Origin of the sequence: Streptococcus oralis (assembly GCF_026782285.1) — a bacterium.
Classification (GTDB): Bacteria; Bacillota; Bacilli; order Lactobacillales; family Streptococcaceae; genus Streptococcus; species Streptococcus oralis_CG.
The window spans coordinates 218,911-238,887 of record NZ_JAKUWG010000002.1 but is presented as its reverse complement, the minus strand read 5'-3'; the positions used below and the strand labels follow the sequence as shown (position 1 = coordinate 238,887).

The following is a 19,977-nucleotide window of genomic DNA, read 5'->3' as shown; positions in this document are numbered from 1 at the left end:
ACAATCGCTTTTTTTGTGAAAATATAATAAAATAGATAGGAGAAAATACTACTGTATGAAAAGTAAGACGGTCTTTTCGTCTGGTTAAAGGAAAACATGACAAAAAAAGTTGGTGTCGGTCAGGCACATAGTAAGATCATTTTAATAGGGGAGCATGCAGTCGTATACGGCTATCCAGCCATTTCCCTGCCTCTCTTAGAGGTAGAGGTGACTTGTAAGGTGGTTCCTGCTGAAAGTCCATGGCGTCTTTATGAGGAGGATACCTTGTCTATGGCGGTGTATGCCTCGTTAGAATATTTAGAGATTAAAGAGGCCTGTATTCGTTGTCAGATTGACTCAGCTATTCCTGAAAAACGAGGGATGGGTTCGTCTGCGGCTATCAGCATAGCGGCCATTCGTGCGGTTTTTGACTACTATCAAGCCGACCTGCCTCATCATGTATTGGAAATCTTGGTCAATCGAGCTGAGATGATTGCCCATATGAATCCGAGTGGTTTGGATGCCAAGACCTGTCTCAGTGACCAACCTATTCGCTTTATTAAAAACGTTGGATTTACAGAGCTTAAGATGAACCTATCCGCTTATTTGGTCATTGCCGATACGGGCGTGTATGGTCACACTCGTGAAGCCATCCAAGTGGTTCAAAGCAAGGGGAAGGATGCCCTACCGTTTTTGCATGCCTTAGGAGAATTGACCCAGCAGGCAGAAGAGGCAATTAGACGAAAAGATGCTGAGGGACTGGGACAAATCCTCAGTCAAGCGCATTTACATTTAAAAGAAATTGGTGTCAGCAGTCCTGAGGCAGACTCTCTGGTTGAAACGGCTCTTAGCCATGGTGCTCTAGGTGCCAAGATGAGTGGTGGTGGGTTAGGAGGCTGTATTATCGCCTTGGTAGCCAATCTGGATCAAGCACAAGAACTAGCAAAACGATTAGAAGAGAAAGGAGCTGTTCAGACATGGATCGAAAGCCTGTAACAGTACGTTCCTACGCAAATATTGCCATTATCAAATATTGGGGAAAGAAAAAAGAAAAAGAGATGGTGCCTGCTACTAGCAGTATCTCTCTGACTTTGGAAAACATGTATACAGAGACGACCTTGTCGCCTTTACCGACGGATGCGACTGCTGATGTCTTTTATATCAATGGTCAGCTCCAAAATGAGGCTGAGCATGTCAAAATGAGCAAAATCATTGACCGTTACCGCCCAGAAGGTGAGGGCTTTGTCCGTATTGACACTCAAAACAATATGCCTACAGCAGCGGGCTTGTCCTCTAGTTCTAGTGGTTTGTCCGCCTTGGTCAAGGCTTGCAATGCTTATTTCCAGCTTGGTTTGAATCGGAGCAAGTTGGCACAGGAGGCTAAGTTTGCCTCAGGTTCTTCCTCTCGCAGTTTTTATGGACCGCTAGGTGCCTGGGATAAGGATAGTGGGGAAATCTACCCTGTAGAGACAGACTTGAAACTAGCTATGATTATGTTGGTGCTAGAGGACAAGAAAAAACCAATCTCTAGCCGTGATGGGATGAAACTCTGTGTGGAAACCTCGACGACCTTTGATGACTGGGTGCGCCAGTCTGAGAAAGACTATCAAGATATGCTGGTTTATCTCAAAGAGAATGACTTTGCCAAGGTTGGGGAATTAACGGAGAGAAATGCCCTAGCCATGCACGCTACGACGAAAACAGCATCGCCAGCCTTTTCTTATCTAACAGATGCGACTTATGAAGCGATGGACTTTGTCCGCCAACTTCGTGAGCAAGGCGAGGCTTGCTACTTTACCATGGATGCCGGTCCCAATGTCAAGGTCCTCTGTCAGGAGAAAGACTTGGAGCATTTGTCAGAAATCTTTGGTCAACGTTATCGCTTGATTGTGTCAAAAACAAAGGATTTGAGCCAAGATGATTGCTGTTAAAACTTGCGGAAAACTCTATTGGGCAGGTGAATATGCTATTCTAGAGCCAGGACAGCTGGCCTTGATAAAGGCGATACCTATCTATATGAGGGGAGAGATTGCCTTTTCTGATAGCTACCGTATCTATTCAGATCTGTTTGATTTCGCAGTGGACTTGACGCCAAATCCTGACTACAGCTTGATTCAAGAAACGATTACTTTGATGGGGGACTTCCTCGCTGATCGTGGGCAGACCTTACGACCTTTTTCCTTGGAAATCCTTGGAAAAATGGAACGGGAAGGCAAAAAGTTTGGTCTGGGTTCTAGTGGTAGCATCGTTGTCTTGGTGATCAAGGCCCTACTGGCTCTATATGATATTACGGTTGATGCGGAACTCTTGTTCAAGCTAGCCAGTGCCGTCTTACTCAAGCGAGGTGACAATGGTTCTATGGGAGATCTTGCCTGTATTGTGGCAGAAGATTTGGTTCTCTACCAGTCATTTGATCGCCAAAAGGTGGCTGCTTGGTTGGAAGAAGAAAGCTTGGCGACAGTTTTGGAGCGTGACTGGGGCTTTTCTATCTCACAAGTAAAACCAGCCCTAGAATGTGATTTCCTAGTGGGATGGACCAAGGAAGTAGCTGTGTCTAGTAATATGGTCCAGCAAATAAAGCAAAACATCAATCAGAATTTTTTAAGTTCCTCAAAAGCAACGGTATCTGCTTTGCTAGAAGCCCTGGAGCATGGGAATGCAGAAAAAATTATCGAGCAGCTGGAAACAGCCAGTCAGCTTTTAGAAGGCTTGAGTTTAGATATTTATACGCCTTCGCTCAGACAGCTAAAAGAAGCCAGCCAAGGTTTGCAAGCCGTTGCCAAAAGCAGTGGAGCTGGTGGTGGTGACTGTGGGATTGCCTTGAGTTTTGATGTGCAATCAACTGAAACCTTAAAAAATCGCTGGGCCAATCTGGGGATTGAGCTCTTATACCAAGAAAGGATAGGACATGACGACAAATCGTAAGGATGAGCATATCCGCTATGCCCTTGAGCAGAAAAGTTCCTATAATAGCTTTGATGAGGTGGAGTTAATCCACTCTTCGCTACCGCTCTATGACTTAGATGAGATTGATTTGTCTACAGAATTTGCAGGTCGAAAGTGGGACTTTCCTTTTTATATCAATGCCATGACAGGTGGGAGCGAAAAAGGTAAAGAAATCAATCAAAAATTAGCTCAGGTTGCAGAAGCCTGTGGGATTTTATTTGTGACAGGTTCTTATAGTGCAGCCCTCAAGGATCCTACAGACGACACTTTTTCTGTCAAATCTAGCCATCCAAAGCTCCTCCTTGGAACCAATATTGGCTTGGACAAGCCTGTTGAACTAGGACTTCAGACAGTAGAAGCGATGAATCCTCTCCTCTTACAAGTACATGTCAACGTTATGCAGGAATTACTCATGCCTGAGGGAGAAAGGAAGTTCAGAAGCTGGCAATCGCATCTAGCAGATTATAGCAAACAAATCCCCGTTCCTATTGTCCTAAAGGAAGTGGGCTTTGGGATGGATGTGAAGACCATCGAGAGAGCCTATGAACTGGGCGTTCGAACCTTTGACCTGTCAGGTCGTGGTGGCACCAGCTTTGCCTATATTGAAAACCGTCGCAGTGGCCAACGTGACTACCTCAATCAATGGGGCCAGTCTACTATGCAAGCTCTTCTCAATGCCCAAGACTGGAAAGACAAGGTCGAGCTCTTGGTCAGTGGAGGGGTTCGGAACCCGCTTGATATGATTAAATGCTTGGTCTTTGGGGCCAAGGCTGTAGGACTGTCACGTACCGTTCTTGAGTTGGTTGAAACTTACACAGTCGAAGAAGTGATTGGTATTGTCCAAGGCTGGAAAGGAGATTTACGCTTGATCATGTGTGCCCTTAATTGTTCCACCATAGCGGATCTGCAGAACGTAGATTACATTCTTTATGGTAAATTAAAAGAAGCAAAAGATCAGAAATCATAACCACCCGTCTAACGGGTGGTTTGCACCAGGGCTATAAGCCCAAATTACCAGCCAGCGCCTAAAGACGCTGGCTTTCACGTTGTTCAAGCCTCATTGCTCTTGACTCGTCACTTGCCTCTTAAAGAGACTTTGGTACTACTTACCACTATCCCTAAAGGGATCCTCATATTCTTTTACACTTAATTTATCTAGTGCTATATAATGCTTTTCCTGCTCTTGAATATATTTCTTAATTGTGGCTTCATTAAGCTCTACTGTGCTCACATAATAACCTTCTGCCCAGAAATGCCGATTTCCAAACTTATACTTGAGGTTGGTGTGTTTATCAAACATCATGAGTGCACTTTTGCCTTTTAAATACCCCATAAAACTTGAAACACTTATCCTTGGTGGAATACTTACTAACATATGTACATGATCAGGCATTAAGTGACCCTCGATAATTTCAACACCTTTATAACTACATAAGCGGTGGAATATTTCTCCCAAACTACTTCGATATTGATTATAAATGATTTTTCGTCTATACTTAGGGGTGAACACAATGTGATATTTACACATCCACTTTGTGTGTGATAAACTATGTGTCTTTTGTGCCATATTTTGTCTCCTTTCGCTTTACAATTGGCTTGAACACCTTTATTGTATCGCGTTTGGAGTTTTTTTGTATAACCTTCGACGCGCACTCGCATAGCGGGTGGTTTATTTGTCTCGCACCTGACGGAGCGAGACGGACTAATAGTCACATAAATAAAGAGGTCGGGACAAGAATCCCGCCCTTTTTTGTAGTCTTTTGTCCAACGGTAGTGGGCTGAAAGAACCTAGCTTGTACGAGCGATTTCTGTCCAATCTCCTTTTTCCATCCTCAGACCGAGGTGACTTTTTTGAATTGTGATAAAATAGAAGGGAGAGGATGCATCTATGAAAAAATTTCAAATCTTTTTATTTATTGAGGCCTGTCTGTTGACGGGAGCTCTGATTTTGATGGTATCAGAGCATTTTTCGCGTTTTTTGCTGATTCTATTCCTCTTTTTGCTCTTGCTTCGTTATTATACAGGTAAAGAAGGCAACAACGTATTCCTCCTTGTGGCGACTATTCTTTTCTTTTTCATCGTCATGCTTAATCCCTTTGTGATTTTAGCTATCTTTGTGGCGGTGATCTACAGTCTCTTTCTTCTCTATCCGATGATGAATCAAGAAAGAGAGGAGACGGACTTGGTCTTTGAAGAGGTGGTGACGGTAAAAAATGAACGCAATCCTTGGTTTGGTAATCTCCATCATTTCTCTAGCCATCAGACCTGCCAGTTTGACGATATCAATCTCTTTCGCCTCATGGGCAAGGACACCATTCATTTGGAAAGAGTTATTCTAACTAATCATGACAATGTCATTATCCTTAGAAAGATGGTCGGAACGACTAGAATTATAGTACCTGTAGATGTGGAAATCAGCCTCAGTGTCAACTGCCTCTATGGAGATCTTACCTTCCTTCATCAACCTAAGAAATCCCTTCGCAATGAACACTATCATCAGGAAACCAGGGACTATCTAAAGAGTAACAAGAGCGTCAAAATTTTCCTAACTACTATGGTTGGCGATGTGGAGGTGGTCAGAGGATGAAAAAGCAATCGTATCTGTTAATCGGCCTGACTTCTTTCCTCTTTATCCTCTTTTTGGCCAATAGTCTACTTGATATTTTTGAACTGGATTGGTCCTATTTGCTACAGGATATCGAGAAAACAGAGAAACTCATCTTCTTGATCTTGGTCTTTAGCCTTTCCATGACCTTCTTTTTTGTCCTTTTTTGGCGCGTGATAGAAGAAGTCTCTCGCAGAAAAATGCAAGTCAATCTCAAGCGCTTGTTAGCAGGGAAAGAGGTAATTTCCTTTGCAGATCCAGACTTGGACGCCAGTTTTAAGTCCTTGTCTGGCAAGCTCAACCTCTTGACAGAAGCTGTTCAAAAAGCTGAAAATCAAAGCCTGGTCAAGGAAGAAGCAATCATCGAGAAAGAAAGAAAGCGGATTGCACGTGACTTACATGATACGGTTAGTCAGGAGTTGTTTGCGGCCCATATGATTTTATCAGGCGTCAGCCAGCAGGCTTTGAAGCTTGATAGAGAAAAGATGCAGACCCAGTTGCAAAGTGTCGCAGCTATTCTCGAAACAGCCCAGAAGGACTTGAGAGTCTTGCTCTTGCATTTGCGACCAGTTGAGTTGGAAGAGAAGAGTTTGGTTGAGGGGATTCAAATCCTTTTAAAAGAGCTTGAGGATAAGAGTGATCTCAAGGTCAGTCTCAAGCAAAATGTGTCTAAATTGCCTAAGAAAATCGAAGAACACATCTTCCGTATATTGCAGGAGTTGATCAGCAATACCCTTCGCCATGCCCAGGCATCTTGTTTAGATGTCTATCTCTATCAAACAGATGTTGAATTGCAACTAAAAGTGGTGGACAATGGGATTGGTTTCCAGTTGGGGAGCTTAGACGACTTGAGTTACGGACTGAGAAATATTAAGGATCGGGTCGAGGATATGGCAGGAACAGTTCAACTCTTGACAGCACCTAAGCAAGGACTGGCGGTTGATATCCGTATTCCCCTGCTAGACAAGGAATCATAAAGGAGTATAGATGAAAATTTTACTGGTAGATGACCATGAAATGGTCCGATTGGGCTTGAAAAGCTACTTTGACCTCCAAGACGATGTAGAAGTTGTAGGCGAGGCTGCCAATGGTGTTCAAGGGATTTCCCTAGCCTTGGAATTGCGCCCAGATGTCATTGTCATGGATATTGTCATGCCTGAAATGAATGGAATTGATGCAACCTTGGCTATCCTCAAAGAATGGCCTGAAGCCAAGATTTTGATTGTGACCTCTTACTTGGATAATGAAAAAATCATGCCAGTCTTGAATGCTGGTGCCAAAGGCTATATGCTCAAGACTTCTAGTGCAGACGAACTGCTTCATGCAGTTCGTAAGGTGGCTGCTGGCGAGTTAGCCATTGAACAAGAGGTCAGCAAGAAAGTCGAATACCATCGCAATCATATGGAGCTTCATGAGGAATTGACTGCGCGTGAACGTGATGTGCTTCAACTCATCGCCAAGGGTTATGAAAATCAGCGGATCGCTGATGAACTCTTTATCTCTCTCAAGACGGTCAAGACCCATGTGTCCAACATCCTTGCCAAACTTGAGGTCAGCGATCGCACCCAGGCAGCGGTCTACGCCTTTCAGCATCACTTGGTCGGGCAGGAGGACTTTTAGATGAGTCTTGCAGATTTACTTGAGGAGCTAGAAGCAGAAAAAGACCCTGAGAAAGCAGGCTCTATGGAAGCCTATATGCGTCATCAATTTCCCTTTCTAGGCATTGCAGGTCCTGAAAGAAATGCACTCTATAAAAAGTATTTTCCAGAAGCGAAAAAAACAAGAATTATCGATTGGGATTTTGTAGACACTTGCTGGGAAAAGGAGCCAAGAGAATACCAATATGTGGCTGCCAACTATTTGAAAGCTATGCAATCTTATCTAACGAAGGATGATTTGCCTAAGCTTGAGCATCTAGTCGTGACCAAGTCTTGGTGGGACACGGTAGATATTCTAGACAGAGTAGTAGGAAGTTTGGTAGCTGACTATCCGGAACTTGAAGAAGTGATTTTAAAATGGAGCCTATCAGACAATATCTGGCTGAGACGAGTCGCTATTGGCCACCAGTTGTTAAGAAAAGAGAAAACAAATGTCCAACTGATGGAAAAGATCCTGCTCAACAATCTGGACCAGACAGAATTTTTTATCAACAAAGCCATCGGCTGGGCTCTAAGAGACTACTCCAAGACCAATCCAGAATGGGTAGCAAGTTTTATCGAAAAAAATAAGGAAAGAATGGCTGAACTTAGTATCAAGGAAGCCAGCAAGTATCTCTAGCACTATTGAAAAGCGCATTCATTACTTGAAAAAAGTCACCCGTTTATGTTATAATAGACTGTATTTAAAAAATTTTAAGGAGAAATGACAGAATGTCTGTATCATTTGAAAACAAAGAAACAAACCGTGGAGTCTTGACTTTCACAATCTCTCAAGACCAAATCAAACCAGAAGTGGACCGTGTATTTAACTCAGTAAAGAAAACTCTTAACGTTCCTGGTTTCCGTAAAGGTCACCTTCCACGTCCTATCTTTGATAAAAAATTTGGTGAAGAAACACTTTACCAAGATGTGTTGAACGCTCTTTTGCCAAACGCTTATGAAGCAGCTGTAAAAGAAGCTGGTCTTGAAGTGGTTGCGCAACCAAAAATTGACGTCACTTCAATGGAAAAAGGTCAAGACTGGGTTATCACTGCTGAAGTCGTGACAAAACCTGAAGTAAAATTGGGCGACTACAAAAACCTTGAAGTATCAGTTGATGTAGAAAAAGAAGTAACTGACTCTGACGTTGAAGAGCGTATCGAACGCGAACGCAACAACTTGGCTGAATTGGTTATCAAAGAAGGTGCTGCTGAAAATGGCGACACTGTTGTGATTGACTTCGTTGGTTCTATCGATGGTGTTGAATTTGACGGTGGAAAAGGTGAAAACTTCTCACTTGGACTTGGATCAGGTCAATTCATCCCTGGTTTTGAAGACCAATTGGTAGGTCACTCAGCTGGCGAAACTGTTGATGTTGTCGTAACATTCCCAGAAGACTACCAAGCAGAAGACCTTGCAGGTAAAGAAGCTAAATTCGTGACAACTATTCACGAAGTAAAAGCAAAAGAAGTGCCAGCTCTTGACGATGAACTTGCAAAAGACATCGACGAAGAAGTGGAAACACTTGCTGAATTGAAAGAAAAATACCGCAAAGAATTGACTGCTGCTAAAGAAGAAGCATACAAAGATGCCCTTGAAGGTGCAGCAATCGATAAAGCTGTAGAAAACGCTGAGATCGTAGAACTTCCAGAAGAAATGATCCACGAGGAAGTTCACCGTTCAGTAAATGAATTCCTTGGGAACTTGCAACGTCAAGGTATCAATCCTGACATGTACTTCCAAATCACAGGAACTACTCAAGAAGACCTTCACAAACAATACGAAGCAGAAGCTGAGTCACGTACGAAGACTAACCTTGTTATCGAAGCAGTTGCGAAGGCTGAAGGATTTGACGCTACTGAAGAAGAAATCCAAAAAGAAATCGAACAATTGGCTGCAACTTACAACATGGAAGTGGCACAAGTTCAAAACTTGCTTTCAGCTGATATGTTGAAACACGATATCGCAATCAAAAAAGCTGTTGAATTGATCACAAGCACAGCAACAGTTAAATAATCTTAATAAATAAAAATCCCACCTGAATTGGTGGGTTTTCTTATGCGCTATTTTCCGAAAATCTCTTTGAGATCTGCATCTGTAATCCCAATCATAGCGGGAATGCTGGACCAGTTTTCCTCGGTGAGGATATAGGATAGAGGAGAATCCTCTTGATTTGTCGTTTCGATAGGGACTGGGCTGGTTTGGTCAGCTGAATCGACCAGATCCTGAAAGCGTTCAATCAGATAGGTCTTGCGAGCAGTCCCGATATGCTTGACTGCATAGTCAAAGGCCTGTAATTCACCAAGAAGGATAAGCTTGCTCTTGGCCCGTGTAATAGCTGTATAGATGAGATTGCGTTCCAGCATACGTCTACTAGCACTGGTGATGGGCAGGATGACAACGGGAAACTCACTCCCCTGCGACTTATGGATACTCATGGCATAGGCCAGGCGAATCTTGTACCATTCGTTACGTGGGTAGACGACCTCATTGCCGTCAAAATCAATGACAATCTCGTCTTGTTTAGACTCGGTGTATTTTCCAGGAATCAGGTCTGTGATGTAGCCTAGATCTCCGTTAAAGACATTAACTTCAGCGTCGTTGACTAGGTGAATGACCTTGTCTCCTGTTCGATAGTGACACTGAGTTGCTTCAAAGCTAACTTGCCCCTTTTGCTGAGGATTGAGCAGGTCTTGCATAAGTTGGTTGATGGCGTCAATACCAGCAGTTCCTCGATACATAGGCGCTAGCACCTGAATATCACGAGCCGGAATGCCACTTCTGAGGGCAGCACCGAGGATCTTCTCAATGGTTGCAGGGATATGGCTACTAGCGATTTCAAAGTAGGAGCGGTCAGCTTTTTTCTGGGTAAAGTCGGCTGGCAAGATGCCTTGTCGAATCTGACTTGCTAAGGTAACGATAGTTGATTCTTCACTCTGACGGTAAATCCGTTCCAAGCGAGTCTGCGGAATCAAGGATATCTGGAGCAGGTCAGCCAGTACCTGGCCAGGACTGACAGACGGTAGCTGGTCACTGTCTCCCACGATGAGAATTTTACTGTTAGAAGAGATGTTAGAGAAGAGTTGGTTGGCTAGCCAAGTATCTACCATGGAGAATTCATCCACGATAATAAAGTCGGCATCCAGATAATCTTCCAAATGGCTGGTATCATCGTCACCCGTCATTCCCAAATGGCGGTGAATGGTCGCGCTAGGTAAACCTGTCAATTCATTCATGCGCCGAGCCGCTCGACCAGTTGGAGCTGCTAGAAGGATAGGCAGGTTGCTTTTTTTCCTGAGGTCAAGTCCTTCTAAGAGGGCATAAACAGCGATAATCCCATTGATAACAGTCGTCTTACCCGTACCAGGTCCACCTGTTAGGATAAAGACCTTGTTCTGGATGGCGTCACAGATAGCCTGCTTTTGGATGCTATCATACTCAATACCCAGTTCTTCCTCAACACTAGCGATATGCTTTTGAATGGTTTCCAAATCCTGACTTTGTTTCTTTCCTTTTTCAAGAATACGAACCAAGTGACTGCGAATGCCTTCCTCAGCGAAAAAGAGGCTGTTATCAAAGATTTTGGTATCAATCTGCTGAACCTTGTCTTCTTCGATGAGGTAGGAGAGTTCTTGGGCAACTTGGCTGGGGTCCAATTCCACGGGTCGGGAAGACTCGAGGAGAGTCAGGGTCTGTTCCAACAAATCTCGGGCTTCCATGTAGGTATCGCCCGTATCCATACAGCCTTGAAAGAGACTGTGGACAAGGCCAGCACGAAAGCGCTCGGGAGCCTGACTTTCGATGCCTAGTTCCTCCGCTAGTTGGTCAGCAATGGTAAAACCCAAACCCTTGATATCCTCGACCAGCTGGTAGGGATAATTTTCGACAATATCGAGAGTTTCTTCCTTGTAAAAGTCTTGAATCTGAAAGGCTAGTTTATTGGGAATACCGTAGTTGGCAAGTTTTGCCAAGACCATCTCTGTCCCATAGTTGAGACGGAGGGTAGAGACGAAAGCCTCACGGTTTTGGGCAGAGAGTCCTGAGATGCCTTCTAGCTTTTCAGGATGTTCCAGAATTTCGTCTATGGTATTGTCACCATAGCAATCCACGATTTTTTGAGCCGTTTTGAGACCAATTCCCTTGAAGTGGCTACTCGAAAAGTACTTAACTAGCCCTTTTTTAGTTGGTTTTGCCCGTTCATAACGGCTGATTTGTAGTTGTTCTCCGTACTTGGAGTGTTGAACGATTTGTCCCCAAAAAGTGTAGTCTTCGCCCTCAATCACGTCAGCCATAGTTCCTGTAACGATGATTTCAAAATCGTCAAAGTCCTCCGCATCGGTATCCTCGATATCTAGGAGGAGGATGCGATAAAAATTACTGGGATTTTCAAAAATAATGCGTTCAATGGTGCCTGAAAAATAAACTTCCATAAATTTCCTTTTTGATAGAAAAAGAGCTGGGATAGAGCTTTCAGTTAGGCTTTTCTTGGATTTAGGGCTTGGTACAAGATATTGCCAAGTTGCAATCTAATCCTAAAAGCTAACTCAAAAAGACTATCACAGCATCTAGTTGCTGATTTTAAAAGATTCCGATACGGTTAAGTGGCCAGAAACGGAATTTGGCTTCTCCCTTGATTTGACTGGCTTTAAAGGTTCCGACATGGCGACTGTCACTGGAAACCAAACGGTCATCTCCAAGGAGGAGGTACTCACCCTCGGGTACGGTAAAGCTGAAGCTGGTGTTGAAATTTACATCGACAGTAAAGGCTTGAGCTTTCTGGGCTAGACTTCTAAAATAGACCCCCTTATCCCCTTCAAAGCCTTTCCCTGAATAGGCGCTTTGTAGTTTATCATTTTTAAACTGTTGGAGGTAGTCTGCTAGGTAAGGTTCGTCGGTTTCTTGATTGTTGATAAAGAGCTTGTCGTTTTCGTAGCGAATGGTATCTCCAGGCATGCCAATGACGCGTTTAACGATGTCTTTATTTCCATCATCTTCATGGGCAACGACAATGTCAAAGCGGTTAATAGGGAGGTGTTTGACGACAAAGAGAATCTCTCCATCAGCTAGGGTCGGATCCATAGAGTGTCCTTCCACACGGACATTGGTCCAGAGAAAGAGACGACTAAGACCAACTACTATAATGATAAGGAACGTAAGTCCCCACTCTTTTAGAAATGTTTTAAAATAATTCATAACTTACCTTTCTAGCAATGCTTTGGCTTTTTCAGTGTTTTTAAAATGAAGTTTGGCACAGAAATGAAGTCCTTTCATGCCATAGGCTTGAAGGATTTTGCTAGCAACCTTATCAGAAGCAGTTCCAGCGCCGCTTGGCAGTTGGTAGCCTAGTTCTCGTCCAAGATTTTCCAAGTTTTCGAGGAAGAGATCCCGCGCGATGATGGAGCTAACCGCAACAGCCAGGTATTTGCCCTCGGCTTTTTCTTCCAAAGTGATCTTATTTGGAAAATGATTGGCTTCTTGCGCCAAGTATTTGTTATAGTTTTTAGGACTTGTAAAAGCATCAATCACGATTTTTTCTGGCTGGACTCTTTTTTGGAGAAGGAGAAAGATAGCCTGATTGTGAAGGGCAACCTTTACAGAAACAGCATTGTAACGCTCTCCGATAACTTCGTTGTACTTGCTCGGTGAAAGGAGGAGTGCTTGATGCTGGATCTTTTCCTTGAGGATAGAGGCAATCTGACGAATCTTTTGGTCTGTCAGGGTTTTTGAATCCCCTACGCCGAGTTCTCGCAAGAAGTCGTGCTGGTCAGGTGTCACAAAGGAAGCCACGACAGCAAGCCCACCAAAGTAGGAACCATTTCCCACCTCATCAGTCCCAATCATAGGAAGATCTTGTCCACTTTTTTCTTGTTGAACTTGGTAACCAAAGAAACTGGCGTATTGCTCAGCCATTTCGCCCTGCAGGAGGACTTTCCCAGAAGTATAAATGGAAACAGTCGCCTGAGGCAGTCTCAAAAAATAGCGGATATAGGGATTTTTACTAGGAGCGAGAGCCTTCTGATATTGACTTAAAAAGCTCTGAATTTCCTGTTCACTTGGTGTGAGTGTGATACTTGCCATAGTCTCTATTGTACCACAAAAGCAGGAGAATTGGTAAAAACTGACAAAGTTAGCGAAATTTGGTATAATATCGTGAGGTGAATTTTATGGCAAATCTAAATCGATATAAGTTTACATTCGGAAAAAAGACATTAACCTTAACAACCGAGCATGACAACCTCTTTATGGAGGAAATTGCCAAGGTTGCGACTGAAAAATACCAAGCAATTAAAGAACAAATGCCTGGGGCGGATGATGAAACCATTGCTCTCCTTTTAGCGATTAACAGCCTATCGACGCAGCTTAGTCGTGAGATTGAGTTTGACGATAAGGAGCAGGAGCTTAAAGACCTTCGAAATAAGCTAGTGGCAGTCAAGCAAGAACAAAGCAAAATTGAGGATTCCCTATGATTTCGATCTTTCTCTTACTGGTTCTAGCTTGGGGTTTTTACATCGGCTACCGTAGAGGTCTGGTGCTACAAGTTTATTATTTCCTCGTGGCAGTGATTTCAGCCTTTGTTGCGGGACAGTTTTATAAATCATTGGGAGATCAATTTCACTTGCTTGTCCCTTATGCCAATCCTCAGGAAGGGCAGGGTACCTTTTTCTTCCCTTCAGCCCAACTTTTTCAGCTAGACAAGGTCTTTTATGCGGGTCTGGCCTACCTTCTAGTTTTTGGGATTTGTTACAGTATTGGACGTTTTATCGGTTTGTTCCTACACTTGATTCTGACTAAGAAGCTAGGGGGCACCTGGTTTCGTATCGGAGCAGGTGTCTTGTCTCTATTGGTAACCTTATTTGTCTTGCAAATGGCTTTGACCATTCTTGCAACTGTGCCTATGGCAGCCGTTCAAAATTCACTTGAAAAAAGTATCGTAGCTAAACACATCATCCAAAGTATCCCTTTTACGACAAACCTTATCAAACAACTCTGGGTGACAAATTTAATCGGATAAAAAGGGCGGGATTTTTCCTAGCCCTTTGTTTACAGATTGGAGGACTAGGTCAAAAACCTCTAGTTACTATAATCTTGTAAACAAATATACAAGGAAAAAATATGAATACAAAAATACTAGAAACCTTAGAATTTAATAAAATCAAGGCCTTGTTTGAACCGCATCTCTTGACAGAACAAGGCCTAGAGGAGCTAAAAGGCTTGACCCCAACTGCAAAGGTGGATAAGATCAAACAAGCCTTTACAGAGATGGAGGAAATGCAGGCACTTTTTGTGGAGCAACCTCACTTTACCATCTTAGCGACGCGTGAGATATCAGCTGTCTGCAAGCGTCTGGAGATGGGAGCAGACCTCAATATTGAGGAGTTCCTGCTCCTCAAACGAGTCTTGCTTGCTAGCAGGGAGTTGCAAGGCTTTTATACCAATCTCGAAAACGTACGCTTGGAGCAGTTGGCGAGATGGTTTGAAAAACTACATGATTTCCCACACTTGCAAGGAAGTCTCCAAGCCCTAAATGATGCAGGATTTATCGAGAATTTTGCCAGCGAAGAGCTAGCACGTATCCGTCGGAAAATCCATGATAGCGAGAGTCAAGTTCGAGATGTCTTGCAAGACTTGCTCAAGCAAAAAGCGCAGATGTTGACGGAAGGCATTGTAGCTAGCAGAAATGGCCGTCAGGTTTTACCAGTCAAGAACACCTATCGCAACAAAATTGCAGGTGTTGTCCATGACATCTCTGCTAGTGGAAACACGGTCTATATCGAGCCACGTGAGGTGGTCAAGCTGAGCGAAGAAATCGCCAGCCTGCGAGCTGATGAACGCTATGAGATGATTCGCATCCTGCAGGAACTCTCAGAACGGGTCCGCCCTCATGCTGCTGAGATTGCTAATGACGCTTGGATTATCGGCCATCTGGATCTGATTCGTGCCAAAGTGCGTTTCATGCAAGAAATGCAAGCAGTTGTTCCTCAACTTTCAGAGAATCAAGAGATTCAACTCCTTCATGTTCGCCATCCTTTGGTCAAAAATGCTGTCGCGAACGATGTACACTTTGGTAAGGAATTAACAGCTATTGTCATTACAGGTCCCAATACGGGTGGGAAGACCATCATGCTCAAAACCCTGGGCTTGACTCAACTCATGGCCCAGTCAGGCTTGCCCATTCTAGCTGATAAGGGAAGCCGTGTCGGTATCTTCGAGGAAATCTTCGCAGATATTGGGGATGAGCAGTCTATCGAGCAAAGCTTGTCGACCTTCTCCAGTCACATGACCAATATCGTAGATATTTTTGGCAAGGTCAATCAACATTCACTCTTACTCTTGGATGAGTTGGGGGCAGGTACCGATCCGCAGGAAGGAGCAGCGCTTGCTATGGCTATTTTGGAGGATCTTCGTCTGCGTCAGGTCAAGACTATGGCTACGACCCACTATCCAGAACTCAAGGCTTATGGTATCGAAACAGCCTTTGTGCAAAATGCCAGCATGGAGTTTGATACAGCCAGCCTGCGTCCGACCTATCGCTTTATGCAGGGAGTTCCTGGTCGCAGCAATGCCTTTGAAATTGCAAAACGTCTGGGCTTGTCAGATGTCATCGTGGGAGATGCCAGCCAGCAGGTCAACCAAGATAATGATGTCAACCGTATCATTGAACAATTGGAAGAGCAAACGCTTGAAAGCCGTAAACGCTTGGACAATATTCGTGAGGTCGAGCAAGAAAACCTCAAGATGAACCGTGCTCTCAAAAAGCTCTACAACGAACTCAATCGTGAAAAGGAAACTGAGCTCAACAAGGCGCGTGAACAAGCAGTCGAGATTGTGGAACTTGCTCTAAATGAGAGTGACCAGATTCTCAAGAACCTCCACAGTAAGTCTCAACTCAAACCCCATGAAATCATTGAAGCCAAGGCTGAGCTGAAGAAACTGGCCCCTGAAAAAGTCGACTTGTCTAAAAACAAGGTCCTTCAAAAAGCCAAGAAAAAACGAGCTCCAAAGGTGGGAGATGATATTGTGGTTCTCAGTTATGGACAACGTGGTACCCTCACCAATCAGCTTAAGGACGGCCGTTGGGAAGCCCAAGTTGGTTTGATCAAGATGACCTTGGAAGAGAAAGAATTTGACCTTGTTCAGGCTCAGCAAGAAGCCCCAGTCAAGAAAAAACAAGTCAATGTCGTCAAACGTGCATCTGGTCTTGGTCCACAGGCGAGACTAGATCTTCGTGGCAAACGGTACGAAGAAGCCATGAATGAGCTGGATGCCTTTATTGACCAAGCCTTGCTCAATAACATGGCGCAGGTAGACATTATCCATGGTATCGGTACGGGAGTCATCCGTGAGGGCGTCACCAAATACCTACAAAGAAACAAGCATGTTAAGAGTTTTGGTTATGCCCCACAGAATGCTGGAGGCAGTGGCGCAACCATTGTGACCTTTAAAGGATAGAGAGAAGAAGGAGTCAATCTTTCTGGAAAAAGAAATGAAAACTAAAAATTTTCATAGAAAACATTGACAAAGGCTAACTTTTCTTGTAGAATAATAAAAAATAAAATACCAACACCGAATGAAGTTTAATAGAAATGGAGAAAGGTTTGTTTTCCATGACTGTAAATGGACGGAACTCTGGAGAGACCGTAAAGGCACCGAAGGGGCAAGGCAGGCAACTGCTCAAACTCTCAGGTAAAAGGACAGAGCTAAGATAGACCGCTTTTTAGCATTTATCTAGGCATTCCAGAGTACATGTATCTTGCATGTGCTCTTTCTTTTGGGGTTGAAAAGATAGGAGAAGGAAATGTTAGAATTGCTCAAAGCGCTTGATGCTTTCGTTTGGGGGCCTCCCCTCTTGATCTTATTGGTCGGAACAGGTATCTATTTGACCATCCGACTAGGCCTTTTGCAGGTAGCTCGTCTTCCAAAGGCCTTTCAGTTGATCTTTACCAAGGATAAGGGGCATGGCGATGTGTCGAGCTTTGCCGCTCTCTGTACGGCTCTAGCCGCCACCGTTGGTACGGGAAATATCATCGGGGTCGCGACAGCCATTAAGGTTGGGGGACCAGGTGCCCTCTTTTGGATGTGGATGGCGGCCTTCTTTGGGATGGCAACCAAGTATGCTGAAGGCTTGCTGGCCATCAAATACCGTAGCAAGGATGCAAATGGAGCTGTAGCTGGAGGACCCATGCACTACATCCTTTTGGGAATGGGAGAAAAGTGGCGTCCACTTGCTATCTTCTTTGCCCTAGCGGGTGTATTGGTAGCCCTTCTAGGGATTGGTACCTTTACCCAAGTCAATTCGATTACAGAATCCATTCAAAATACGGCTCAAGTGGAACCAGCTATCACGGCTCTGATTTTATCCATTTTTGTAGGAATTGCAGTCTTTGGTGGACTCAAATCCATTTCAAAGGTTTCGACAGCAGTCGTTCCTTTTATGGCTATTGTCTATATTTTAGGAACTCTTACAGTTATACTCTTTAATATCGAGAAAATCCCAGCCACACTTACCCTCATCTTTACTTCAGCCTTTAGTCCAGCTGCTGCGGTAGGTGGTTTTGCAGGTGCCAGTATTCGAATGGCTATCCAAAATGGTGTGGCGCGAGGAGTCTTCTCTAACGAATCTGGTCTTGGTTCAGCTCCCATTGCGGCGGCGGCGGCTAAGACTAATGAGCCTGTCGAGCAAGGCTTGATTTCCATGACAGGAACCTTTATTGATACTTTGATTATCTGTACTCTGACAGGTCTAACAATCTTAGTAACTGGTGTTTGGAGCGGAGATTTAAATGGTGTTGCCTTGACCCAGTCAGCCTTTTCAACAGTTTTTTCACACTTTGGACCTGCCCTCTTGACCATCTTCCTTGTACTCTTTGCCTTTACGACGATTTTAGGTTGGAACTATTATGGAGAGCGCTGTTTCGAGTTTCTCTTCGGTGTTCGTTTTATCTGGCTTTACCGTGTAGTCTTTGTAGTCATGGTCTTGTTGGGAGGATTTATCGAGTTGGATATGGTTTGGATTATCGCAGACATCGTCAATGCCCTGATGGCTTTACCAAACTTGATTGCCCTCTTAGTCTTGTCGCCAGTCGTCATTGCTGAGACTAAGAAGTATTTTAAGAACTAACCCAATCACACTTTTCGTGTGATTTTTTTCATTTCATAGACATTTTCTATCAAGGCGATTGAAAATATATATTATCCAAGGGGGAAATTCTATGATAGACTAAATGACAATAAAATGAAAAGAGGTTTCTTATGACAAGATTTACCATCCACACAGTAGAATCAGCACCAGCAGAAGTGAAAGAAGTTCTTGAAACAGTACAAAAAGACAACAATGGCTATATTCCCAACCTAATCGGTCTCTTGGCCAATGCTCCAACCGCCCTTGAAGCTTACCGAACTGTCGGAGCTATTAACCGCCGCAATAGCTTAACACCAGTAGAGCGCGAAGTGGTGCAAATCACGGCAGCCGTGACCAATGGCTGTGCTTTCTGCGTCGCAGGTCACACAGCCTTTTCAATCAAACAAATCCAGATGAATGATGATCTTCTCCAAGCTCTCCGCAACCGTACTCCAATTGAGACAGATCCAAAACTAGATACTCTAGCTAAGTTTACCTTGGCGGTCATCAATACCAAGGGTCGTGTAGGAGATGAAGCTTTGGCTGAATTCTTAGAAGCCGGCTATACGCAACAAAATGCCTTGGACGTAGTTCTCGGTGTCAGCCTAGCCAGCCTTTGCAACTATGCAAACAACTTAGCTGATACGCCAATCAATCCAGAATTGCAACCCTATGCCTAGTTCGAATCATAAATAAAATGAAGGCTGATTCATCCAGTCTTCATTTTTCTATGCTATTTTAAAGGCTTTTATGCTATACTGATAATAATATGATTAACGGAGGTTGCCATGAAAAAACTCCCCTTGGTATTTTCTGGTTGTTTGTTAGGTTTGGCAGGTGCAGGAAACTTGATTGCGGATACTTGGCCTGTTCTTTCGCACCTATTTAGTTTGACTGGATTGGTCTTATGGATTTTCTTTCTGATTCTTCATCTTTTTAATTGGGAAGAAACCAAGAAAGAATTGACCAAGCCCCCTCTTTTATCTGGTATAGCTACCTTTCCTATGGCGGGGATGATTTTATCGACCTATGTCTTGCGACTAGTTCCGTCTATGCCTATCCTATCCCAGCCTTTGTGGTGGTTTTCTTTTATTTTGGATTTTGCTTTGATCGCTTATTTTTCTCGTCGCTTTCTTGGAGTGGAGGAAAGAGCTGCTGCAACACCAAGCTGGACAGTACTTTATGTGGGGATTGCAGTAGCAGCCTTGACCTATCCTCTGGTAGGCATTATTGAGATTGCCTATGCGACCTTGAGTTTTGGTTTTGTCTTGACCTTCTATCTCTATCCCCTTATTTATAGGGATTTAAAGAAAGATCCACTCCCAGTGGCCTTGCTTGGACAGGAAGGAATCTACTGTGCTCCCTTTTCTCTGCTCTTGGCTTCCCTAGTTCGAGTTGGAGGAGCAGGCCTACCGACTTGGCTCTTGATTGTCATGATTTTGGCATCTCAATCCTTCTTTTTCTTTGTTTTAACTCGCCTGCCCAATATTTTAAAACAAGGATTTCAACCAGCTTTCTCAGCCCTCACCTTTCCAACCATTATCACAGCTACTTCGCTTAAGATGGCTCAGGAAATTTTGAAACTTCCATTTCTGGATTATCTGGTATTGGCTGAAACCGTTATTTGCCTCACTATTTTATTCTTTGTCTTGGTTGGTTATCTGATTTGGTTACGAAAAAAGGTCTAGCTA

At 43.8% G+C, this 19,977-nt stretch carries 19 protein-coding genes and 1 riboswitch; of the genes, 15 read left to right on the top strand and 4 right to left on the bottom strand.

The features are described from left to right. Positions 1–96: 96 nt before the first annotated feature. The 4 genes from mvk to fni are packed head-to-tail and all read left to right on the top strand — an operon-like array spanning position 97 to position 3,892. Positions 97–975: a mevalonate kinase gene (mvk, locus tag MK403_RS02260; RefSeq protein WP_268708834.1), complete on the top strand. Its 879-nt coding sequence runs from the start codon at positions 97–99 to the stop codon at positions 973–975. Beyond that, positions 957–1,910, top strand: a complete 954-nt coding sequence (gene mvaD / locus MK403_RS02255; RefSeq protein ID WP_268708833.1) for a diphosphomevalonate decarboxylase — start codon at positions 957–959, stop codon at positions 1,908–1,910. Before mvk ends, mvaD begins: the two co-directional genes overlap by 19 nt. After that, entirely contained in the window at positions 1,897–2,904 is a 1,008-nt protein-coding gene (locus MK403_RS02250) for a phosphomevalonate kinase (protein ID WP_268708832.1), read from the top strand. The genes mvaD and MK403_RS02250 overlap by 14 nt, the downstream gene beginning before the upstream one ends. After that, a complete protein-coding gene (fni, locus tag MK403_RS02245; protein ID WP_268708831.1) occupies positions 2,888–3,892 on the top strand; it encodes a type 2 isopentenyl-diphosphate Delta-isomerase in 1,005 nt (334 codons plus the stop codon). The genes MK403_RS02250 and fni overlap by 17 nt, the downstream gene beginning before the upstream one ends. Positions 3,893–4,027: 135 nt before the next feature. Here fni and tnpA read toward each other — a convergent pair whose 3' ends face one another. Beyond that, positions 4,028–4,492, bottom strand: a complete 465-nt coding sequence (tnpA, locus tag MK403_RS02240; RefSeq protein WP_268708097.1) for an IS200/IS605 family transposase — start codon at positions 4,490–4,492, stop codon at positions 4,028–4,030. 321 nt (positions 4,493–4,813) lie between these two features. Between tnpA and liaF the strand changes: the two genes are divergently transcribed. From liaF to tig, 5 genes are all read left to right on the top strand, one after another. Next, positions 4,814–5,512, top strand: coding sequence for a cell wall-active antibiotics response protein LiaF (gene liaF, locus MK403_RS02235; protein WP_000714488.1), 699 nt, complete (start codon positions 4,814–4,816; stop codon positions 5,510–5,512). Further along, on the top strand, positions 5,509–6,507 hold the full coding sequence (locus MK403_RS02230; protein ID WP_268708830.1) for an envelope stress sensor histidine kinase LiaS: 999 nt from the start codon (positions 5,509–5,511) through the stop codon (positions 6,505–6,507). Before liaF ends, MK403_RS02230 begins: the two co-directional genes overlap by 4 nt. A gap of 10 nt (positions 6,508–6,517) precedes the next feature. Further along, the gene (locus tag MK403_RS02225; protein ID WP_084877661.1) at positions 6,518–7,150 is read left to right on the top strand and encodes a response regulator transcription factor; all 633 of its coding nucleotides are present in this window, start codon (positions 6,518–6,520) and stop codon (positions 7,148–7,150) included. After that, positions 7,151–7,807: a DNA alkylation repair protein gene (locus tag MK403_RS02220; RefSeq protein ID WP_268708829.1), complete on the top strand. Its 657-nt coding sequence runs from the start codon at positions 7,151–7,153 to the stop codon at positions 7,805–7,807. It begins immediately after the preceding gene. 92 nt (positions 7,808–7,899) lie between these two features. After that, complete coding sequence (tig, locus tag MK403_RS02215) at positions 7,900–9,183, top strand: trigger factor (protein ID WP_268708828.1); 1,284 nt, start codon at positions 7,900–7,902, stop codon at positions 9,181–9,183. A 47-nt stretch (positions 9,184–9,230) separates the two neighbouring features. Here the strand turns inward: tig and recD2 are convergent, their stop codons facing one another. The 3 genes from recD2 to rnhC form a co-directional block, all read right to left on the bottom strand. Continuing rightward, complete coding sequence (recD2, locus tag MK403_RS02210) at positions 9,231–11,597, bottom strand: SF1B family DNA helicase RecD2 (RefSeq protein WP_268708827.1); 2,367 nt, start codon at positions 11,595–11,597, stop codon at positions 9,231–9,233. Between the two features lie 148 nt (positions 11,598–11,745). Beyond that, positions 11,746–12,360, bottom strand: coding sequence for a signal peptidase I (lepB, locus tag MK403_RS02205; RefSeq protein ID WP_268708826.1), 615 nt, complete (start codon positions 12,358–12,360; stop codon positions 11,746–11,748). A gap of 3 nt (positions 12,361–12,363) precedes the next feature. After that, positions 12,364–13,245: a ribonuclease HIII gene (rnhC, locus tag MK403_RS02200; protein WP_268708825.1), complete on the bottom strand. Its 882-nt coding sequence runs from the start codon at positions 13,243–13,245 to the stop codon at positions 12,364–12,366. Between the two features lie 86 nt (positions 13,246–13,331). Between rnhC and zapA the strand changes: the two genes are divergently transcribed. From zapA to MK403_RS02170, 6 genes are all read left to right on the top strand, one after another. Then, a complete protein-coding gene (gene zapA, locus MK403_RS02195; protein WP_000002027.1) occupies positions 13,332–13,634 on the top strand; it encodes a cell division protein ZapA in 303 nt (100 codons plus the stop codon). Beyond that, complete coding sequence (locus MK403_RS02190) at positions 13,631–14,179, top strand: CvpA family protein (protein ID WP_268708824.1); 549 nt, start codon at positions 13,631–13,633, stop codon at positions 14,177–14,179. The genes zapA and MK403_RS02190 overlap by 4 nt, the downstream gene beginning before the upstream one ends. Before the next feature lie 101 nt (positions 14,180–14,280). Beyond that, positions 14,281–16,617: an endonuclease MutS2 gene (locus MK403_RS02185; protein ID WP_268708823.1), complete on the top strand. Its 2,337-nt coding sequence runs from the start codon at positions 14,281–14,283 to the stop codon at positions 16,615–16,617. Between the two features lie 167 nt (positions 16,618–16,784). Beyond that, a riboswitch (glycine riboswitch) is annotated at positions 16,785–16,873 on the top strand. A 90-nt stretch (positions 16,874–16,963) separates the two neighbouring features. Further along, positions 16,964–18,286, top strand: coding sequence for an alanine/glycine:cation symporter family protein (locus tag MK403_RS02180; protein ID WP_268708822.1), 1,323 nt, complete (start codon positions 16,964–16,966; stop codon positions 18,284–18,286). Between the two features lie 131 nt (positions 18,287–18,417). After that, positions 18,418–18,966, top strand: coding sequence for a carboxymuconolactone decarboxylase family protein (locus MK403_RS02175; protein WP_268708821.1), 549 nt, complete (start codon positions 18,418–18,420; stop codon positions 18,964–18,966). Positions 18,967–19,074: 108 nt separating this feature from the next. Further along, positions 19,075–19,974, top strand: coding sequence for a TDT family transporter (locus MK403_RS02170; protein WP_268708820.1), 900 nt, complete (start codon positions 19,075–19,077; stop codon positions 19,972–19,974). Positions 19,975–19,977: the final 3 nt, after the last annotated feature.